At 57.1% G+C, this 7,192-nt stretch carries 5 protein-coding genes and 1 pseudogene; 1 reads left to right on the top strand and 5 read right to left on the bottom strand.

Features of this window, described 5'->3' with window-relative positions; genetic code table 11:
- The 3 genes from argJ to A3754_RS11930 form a co-directional block, all read right to left on the bottom strand.
- The coding region (argJ, locus tag A3754_RS11940; RefSeq protein ID WP_231880603.1) for a bifunctional glutamate N-acetyltransferase/amino-acid acetyltransferase ArgJ at window positions 1–1,023 on the bottom strand (1,023 nt) is incomplete at its 3' end.
- 127 nt (window positions 1,024–1,150) lie between these two features.
- Window positions 1,151–3,865: a preprotein translocase subunit SecA gene (gene secA / locus A3754_RS11935; protein WP_063519868.1), complete on the bottom strand. Its 2,715-nt coding sequence runs from the start codon at window positions 3,863–3,865 to the stop codon at window positions 1,151–1,153.
- A 172-nt stretch (window positions 3,866–4,037) separates the two neighbouring features.
- Window positions 4,038–4,970 carry a M23 family metallopeptidase gene (locus tag A3754_RS11930; protein ID WP_063519867.1) on the bottom strand — a complete coding sequence of 311 codons (933 nt, stop codon included), beginning with the start codon at window positions 4,968–4,970 and terminating at the stop codon, window positions 4,038–4,040.
- Window positions 4,971–5,070: 100 nt separating this feature from the next.
- Between A3754_RS11930 and A3754_RS11925 the strand changes: the two genes are divergently transcribed.
- A complete protein-coding gene (locus A3754_RS11925) occupies window positions 5,071–5,514 on the top strand; it encodes a hypothetical protein (protein WP_063519866.1) in 444 nt (147 codons plus the stop codon).
- 178 nt (window positions 5,515–5,692) lie between these two features.
- Here A3754_RS11925 and lpxC read toward each other — a convergent pair whose 3' ends face one another.
- Together lpxC and A3754_RS11915 are read right to left on the bottom strand one after the other, a co-directional pair.
- Complete coding sequence (gene lpxC / locus A3754_RS11920; protein ID WP_063519865.1) at window positions 5,693–6,607, bottom strand: UDP-3-O-acyl-N-acetylglucosamine deacetylase; 915 nt, start codon at window positions 6,605–6,607, stop codon at window positions 5,693–5,695.
- Window positions 6,608–6,717: 110 nt separating this feature from the next.
- A pseudogene (locus tag A3754_RS11915) lies at window positions 6,718–7,192 on the bottom strand (cell division protein FtsZ); the annotation flags it as partial.

Genomic DNA, 7,192 nt, shown 5'->3' with positions numbered 1-7,192 from the left:
CAAATCACCCAGCCAAACACTGACTTTGTCCACATCCAGCGCCGCAATCGGCGCCCGGCCAATGGCAGCCAAAATACGGCCCCAATTAGGGTCCGAGGCAAACAGCGCCGTTTTCACCAGAGGGGAATGGGCAATGGTTTCAGCCACCGCTCGTGCGTCGCTTTCGCTGGCGGCTCCGGTTACGGTAATTTCCACAAACTTGGTCGCGCCTTCACCGTCACGAACCAGTGCCTGAGCCAGTTCAGTGAAGACCTCTTCCAGCGCCTGGTACAGCAACTGACTGTGATCATCCAGCGCGGTAATTTCATCCATGGCAGCCTGGCCGGTGCTGATCAGCATGCAGGCATCATTGGTAGAGGTATCCCCGTCCACCGTCACCCGGTTGAAGGATTTGTCCGCCAGGGCTTTCACCCACTCATCCAACAGTGGCTTGGCAATCGGTGCGTCGGTGGCGATAAAACCCAGCATGGTGGCCATGTTTGGCTTGATCATGCCGGAGCCCTTGGACATCCCTGTGATCGTCACTGGCACGCCATCCATCTCCACCCGCCGACTGGTGAGCTTGGGGTAGGTATCGGTGGTCATTATGCCTTCCGACGCCCGCCCCCAATGATGGACATCCAGTGTATCCAGCGCTTTGGGCAAGCCGGAGGCAAAGGCATCCAGCGGAAACTGTTCCCCGATAACGCCGGTTGAATACGGCAGGATTTCATCGGCATCGCAACCTGCGGCTTTCGCCAGCAATTCACAGCTGGCCAGGCAGTTTTCCAGGCCTTTTTTGCCGGTACCGGCATTGGCGTAGCCGGTGTTGATCATCAGGTAGCGTGGCGTAGTGGCAGCCAGACGGGACTTGGCTACCTGTACTGGCGCAGCACAGAACCGATTAAGGGTAAACACACCACTGACACGACTCCCCTGGGCCAGCTCCAGCACCACCAAATCCTTGCGATTGGCTTTTTTGATGCCGGCTTCCACGGCGGCAAGCCGCACGCCGGGGACTGGCAACCACTCAGACTGTGTCATCACGTTTTCCTTAACATTCAGCGACTAGCTTCTAGCTGCGAGCAACTAGTCATCATAAAGAAAAGCACCGACTTTCACCGGTGCCTTTGTTTTTCTCGTAGCTGGAAGCTCGTCGCTAGCAGCTGCTTTATTCAATCTTGCCGTGACACTGCTTGTACTTCTTGCCGGAACCACAAGGGCACGGCTCATTACGCCCGACTTTACGGCCCTCCCGGACCACCGTCTTGGGCTGCTCGCCCTGTTGACGGGGCTGGGCATCGCCATCGGTGCCCGGTTCGGCCACCGCCTGCATTTTCATTTTTTCCGCCTGCAGACGCGCCTCTTCCTCGCGCTGCTGCTCCAGACGCTCCACTTCGTCATCGCGACGCACCTGGAAGCTGTGCAGCACACGAATCAATTCATGCTGGATCTGGTTAAGCAGGCCCTGGAACAACTCGAAAGCTTCTTTCTTGTATTCCTGCTTGGGGTTTTTCTGGGCGTAGCCGCGCAGGTGGATGCCCTGGCGCAAGTGATCCATGCTCGCCAGGTGCTCTTTCCAGTGGCGATCCAGAATTTGCAACATCAGGTGCTTCTCGATCTTGCGCAAATCCTCGGTACCGATCTCGCCTTCCTTACGCTGGTAATCCTCGTCCATGCGCTCGACCAGCTTTTCGATCAGGCCCTCGATATGCAGCTGATTGTCTTCGTTGAGCCACTGGCCAATCGGTGCATGGCACTGGAATTCCGCATCCAGGGTTTTCTCCAGGCCCGGGATATCCCACTGATCTTCCACAGAGCCCGGCGCCATATAATCGTGAACCACTTCGGTCACCACATCGCGGCGAATCCCTTTCACAGAATTCACCAGATCTTCGGCTTCCAGAATCTGATCACGCTGGCCGTAGATGACCTGACGCTGGTCGTTGGCCACGTCATCGTATTCCAACAGATTCTTGCGGATATCAAAGTTGCGCCCTTCCACCTTGCGCTGAGCATTTTCAATGGCGCGAGTTACCCAGCGATGTTCGATCGCTTCGCCGTTTTCCAGGCCCAGAGAGCGCATCAGGTTGCGAATCTTGTCTGATGCGAAGATACGCATCAGGTCATCTTCCATGGACAGGAAGAAGCGGGTGTAACCCGGATCCCCCTGACGCCCCGCACGGCCTCGCAGCTGATTATCGATACGGCGGGACTCATGACGCTCGGTACCAATAATGTGCAAACCGCCGGCTTCCATGACGGTATCGTGGTTCGCCTGCCACTCGGCACGAATTTTCTCCGCTTCTGCCTCGGACGGGGTATCCATATGCTTGATCTGCTCTTCGGGATTACCGCCGAGCACAATATCCGTCCCCCGACCCGCCATATTGGTGGCAATGGTGACCGCTCTCGGCCGGCCGGCCTGGGCAATAATCTGGGCTTCGCGCTGATGGAACTTGGCGTTCAGTACCTCGTGGGCGATCTTGTCCTGCTTCAAACGCTTGGACAGATACTCCGACGCTTCAATGGTGGCAGTACCCACCAGCACCGGCGCACCTTTAGCCACCGCCTCGGTCACTTCCTTGACGATAGCGTCGAATTTTTCTTGCAGGCTCAGGTACACCAAATCATTGGCGTCAATCCGCACCATGGGTTTGTTGGTGGGGACCACCACCACATCCATGCCATAAATCTGGCGGAATTCCAGCGCCTCGGTGTCCGCGGTACCGGTCATGCCGGACAGCTTGTTATACAGGCGGAAATAGTTCTGGAAGGTGGTGGACGCCAGGGTCTGGTTTTCCTGCTGGATATTCAGCCCTTCTTTGGCCTCGATGGCCTGATGAATACCTTCGGACCAGCGACGCCCCGGCATGGTACGGCCGGTGTGTTCATCCACGATCACGATCTGGTCGTTCTGAACGATGTAATCCCGGTCGATGTGGAACAGGGCATGGGCTTTCAGCGCCGCATGCACATGATGCAGCAGCGCCAGGTTATGGGCCGCGTACAGGCTTTCGCCCTGTTCCAGCAACTGGTTGCTGACCAGTAGCGCTTCAATCTTCTGGTGACCCGCCTCGGTCAGCTCTACCTGCCGTTGTTTTTCATCAACGAAGTAATCGCCTTCGCTCTCTTCTGTCTCTTTCTCCAGTTGCGGCATCAACTGATTCACCGCCTGGTACAGCTCGGAGGAATCTGCCGCCGGGCCGGAAATAATCAGTGGCGTTCTCGCCTCATCAATCAGGATGGAATCCACCTCATCGACGATGGCGTAATTCAACCCACGCTGCACCCGGTCTTCCAGGCGGAAGGCCATGTTGTCGCGCAGGTAATCGAAGCCGTATTCGTTGTTGGTTCCGTAGGTAATATCCGACGCGTACGCGGCGCGCTTCTGCTCGGTGGGCTGCTGGGACAGAATGATGCCCACGGATAACCCGAGGAATTCGTACAGGGGACGCATCCAATTGGCGTCACGCTCGGCCAGGTAATCATTTACCGTAACCACATGCACGCCTTCACCGGAGAGCGCATTCAGGTAGGCCGGCAGGGTCGCCGTCAGGGTTTTACCTTCACCGGTACGCATCTCGGNAATACGCCCTTCATGCAGGGATATCCCGCCCATCATCTGCACGTCGAAATGGCGCATCCCCATCACCCGTGTAGACGCTTCGCGGACTACCGCAAACGCTTCGGGTAGCAACTCATCCAGGGTCTTGCCGTCTTTGAAAGCCTGCCGGAAGGCGACTGTCTTGTGCTGCAGATCGCCATCGGTAAGCTGCCCCATCGCCTCTGCGTGGTTATTAATGGCATCGACCAGCTTTGCCATTCGCTTGATTTCACGATCATTCTTGGTGCCGATGATTTTTTTTACGATGGTACCCAGCATAAAACTTCCGGTTCAGTAAAAGTCAGGACAAACAGCCCGGTGGCGGCAAGGTGATTCCCCCGCAAGGTGAGCCATTCTAAACACAATAGGATTGAGAGATAAGGTGGTATTCGCCGTAATCAAGGCCCGATAACGAAAAACGGCCCCATTGGGCCGTTTTCGATTTTCAGTTTTAGCGGCGAGCGCGGTAAATATAGGGCTGTGGGTTCACCTGAGCGCCGTTTTTCAGCACTTCGTAGTGCACATGCGGCCCAGTGGAACGGCCGGAATTGCCCACCTTGGCCACCGTATCACCGGTGCGAACAATGTCCCCCGGCTCCACCAGCAGCTCCATCGCGTGCCCGTAGCGGGTGGACAGGCCGTTACCGTGGTTGATCTCCACCATTTTGCCGTAACCGGAACGCTCACCGGAATAGGTCACAACGCCAGCACCGGTGGCCACGATGGGCGTGCCTTCCTTACCCGCGAAATCCACCCCTTTATGCCAGGCCACCCGGCCGGAAAAGGGATCGGAACGCCGGCCAAAACGGCTGGACATCCAGCCTTTGGTCAGCGGGCGGCCAGACAGATAAGTCTGGTCTTCCAACTGTTTATCCGCCAGCAGGTCTTCCAGGATATCCAGCTGACGCTCACGGCGTTCCAGGGTGGCCGTCATTTGATCCAGCGCCCCCATAAAGGAAGGCAACTCATAACTGGCCCCCTCATCCGGCGATTCCGGTCCACCGACACCGGGCACACTACTGAAATCGAATTCGTCACCGCCGATATCAGCCACTTCCACCAGTCTCTCACCCAGTGCATCCAGGCGAACCAGCCGAGCCTGAGCCTGGGCCAGCTTGAGCGTCAGGGCACGAAACTGCTCCTGGCTTTGCTGATCCAGCTCGGAAAGAGCTTGTTGCTGCTGCTCCAGCTGCCCCGCAAAACGCTCCGTCATTACCGGAGTAAATTCAGGCTGACCGCCCACTCGATAGGCCAGAAGATAGGCGCTAACGCCAATAATCGCGGGAAACACCACCAACGCCGCAGCCAATAACCAGGGCCAATGGCGAGGAACGGGCAGTGTGCGCGAATGGCCGCGCTTGCTGTTAAGGACTATGATGTTCATAAGATTTCGTAACGCACCAGCTAAAAATCATTCAATTCAATATGTTACGCTGTTTTTTATAAATTCTTTTACAATCTGCAGGCTAGTCTAAGTAAAACTCATGAGCAAGACAACGTCGCCCAAAGCCCTGCTCGCCCTGCTAAGCGGTCATCCCGCTCTATCAGCTCTGGCGAAAGAAGCCAGGAAGAGCCCCGCCCAGGAGCAAAGTGACCCTATGCATTGCCTGCCTCCGGCGTTGCGTGAGCGTGTCACCCTGGTAGAAGACCAGCATCGCTGGCTGGCCATCGCGGAAACCAGTGCCACCGCGCAACTACTACGTTTTCATCTGCCGAAATTGCAACAGGCCATGCCCGGGCAACAAATCAAGATCGTGGTAGGCGGCAAACGCCAACCCATGTCGAGCAATAACCATGCCAGCAAGCCGGCGGGGCCGCATTTGGCCCGAGAAAGCGCTCGACACATCGAAGCTGTGGCCGAAGCCATAGAGGATGACGCGCTAAAAGCGTCATTGCAGCGGCTGGCAAGCCGCGGTGAGCCCGATTGAGGAACACTAACCGTCCATCTCTCCGCCCTTGAAACGAAAAACCACCTGACTGCGGGAGACAGCCAGGTGGCCAACAGGGCTTCGACGTACAGCCGAATCGCTTCGGCCAGAGTCAGCCACCTTCCGGATCATACTGACCCGAAGCGGCCAACCTCTTTCTTTACTACTTTGCCGCCACTTATTCTGCTGCCAGAACAGGGCGCATATAGGACACAGGCGCATTGGTGGCATCTTCGAACGTCACCACCTCGTAGGAGTCCTCCTGACGGAGAATTTCCCGCAACAGCGCATTGTTGAGTGCATGGCCGGATTTGTGGCCGATGAACTCGCCAATCAGACTGTGACCCAGCAGATACAGGTCGCCAATGGCGTCCAACATCTTGTGTTTGACGAACTCGTCGTCATAACGCAGGCCATCTTCGTTGAGGATACGATACTCGTCCACCACGATGGCGTTATCCACGCTGCCACCCAGGGCCAGGTTCTGGCTGCGCAGGAACTCGATATCGCGCATAAAGCCAAAGGTCCGGGCACGGGCCACTTCTTTCACAAACGAGGTCGTGGAGAAATCGATACTGGCCAGCTGGTTACGATCTTCAAACACCGGGTGATCGAACTCGATGGAAAAAGTCACCTTGAAGCCGTCAAAAGGCACGAACGTCGCCGTTTTGTCGCCTTCACGCACCGTCACTTCTTTCTTGATGCGGATGAACTTCTTGGCGGCTTCCTGCTCTTTGATACCGGCAGATTGCAACAGGAAGACGAACGGACCGGCACTGCCATCCATGATCGGCATTTCCGGGGCGGACAACTCCACAAAGGCGTTATCGATGCCCAGGCCTGCCATGGCGGACAGGAAGTGCTCTACCGTACCCACTTTCACGCCATCCTGAACCAGCGTGGAAGAGAGGGTGGTTTCGCCCACCGCGTCCGCGGCAGCCTTGATCTCCACCACCGGGTCCAGGTCCACACGCCGGAACACGATACCGGTATTTACCGGTGCCGGGCGCACGGTCATGTAGACCTTTTCGCCGGTGTGAAGCCCTACGCCAGTGGCGCGGATCACGTTTTTTAGCGTTCGTTGTCTGATCATCAGTCTGTCACACAGCTGCGGGTACCCTTGAGGATACCGCTTTCCTCAACACAAAATTAGGGCGCGATTATACTGGAACACCCCGATTTTGCACCAATCTCGCCAGACCGTTAGTCGGCCTGGCGGCGCAGGAAGGTCGGAATATCAATGAAATCCAGATCTTCTGCGGTGCTCACTGCCTGCTGGCCACGGCCACCGGCAGCCTGCTGGGCGGCGCGTTTACGCTCCACAGCCGGGCGATCCAGGTCGCTGTAGTCCACCCGACCGTCTGCCGCGACAGGGGTCTGACGGCCACGTACCACTTTTAGTTCCTGCTGAGCGGCACCCAAGCCGGTCGCTACCACGGTAACGCTGATGCTCTCGCCCATATCCGGGTCGATAGCGGTACCGATGATCACGTTGGCATCGTCACTGGCCAGCTCGCTGACGATATCACCCACTTCAGAGAACTCATCCAGAGCGATGGACTCGTTGGCAGTGATATTGATCAGGATACCCCGCGCGCCGCGCAGATCCACATCTTCCAGCAGCGGGCTGGAGATAGCCGCCTGCGCCGCTTCTGCCGCCCGGCCTTCGCCGCTGGCA

It is taken from the genome of Alcanivorax sp. HI0083 (genome assembly GCF_001635175.1).
This window is presented reverse-complemented; position numbering and strand designations above follow the sequence as displayed.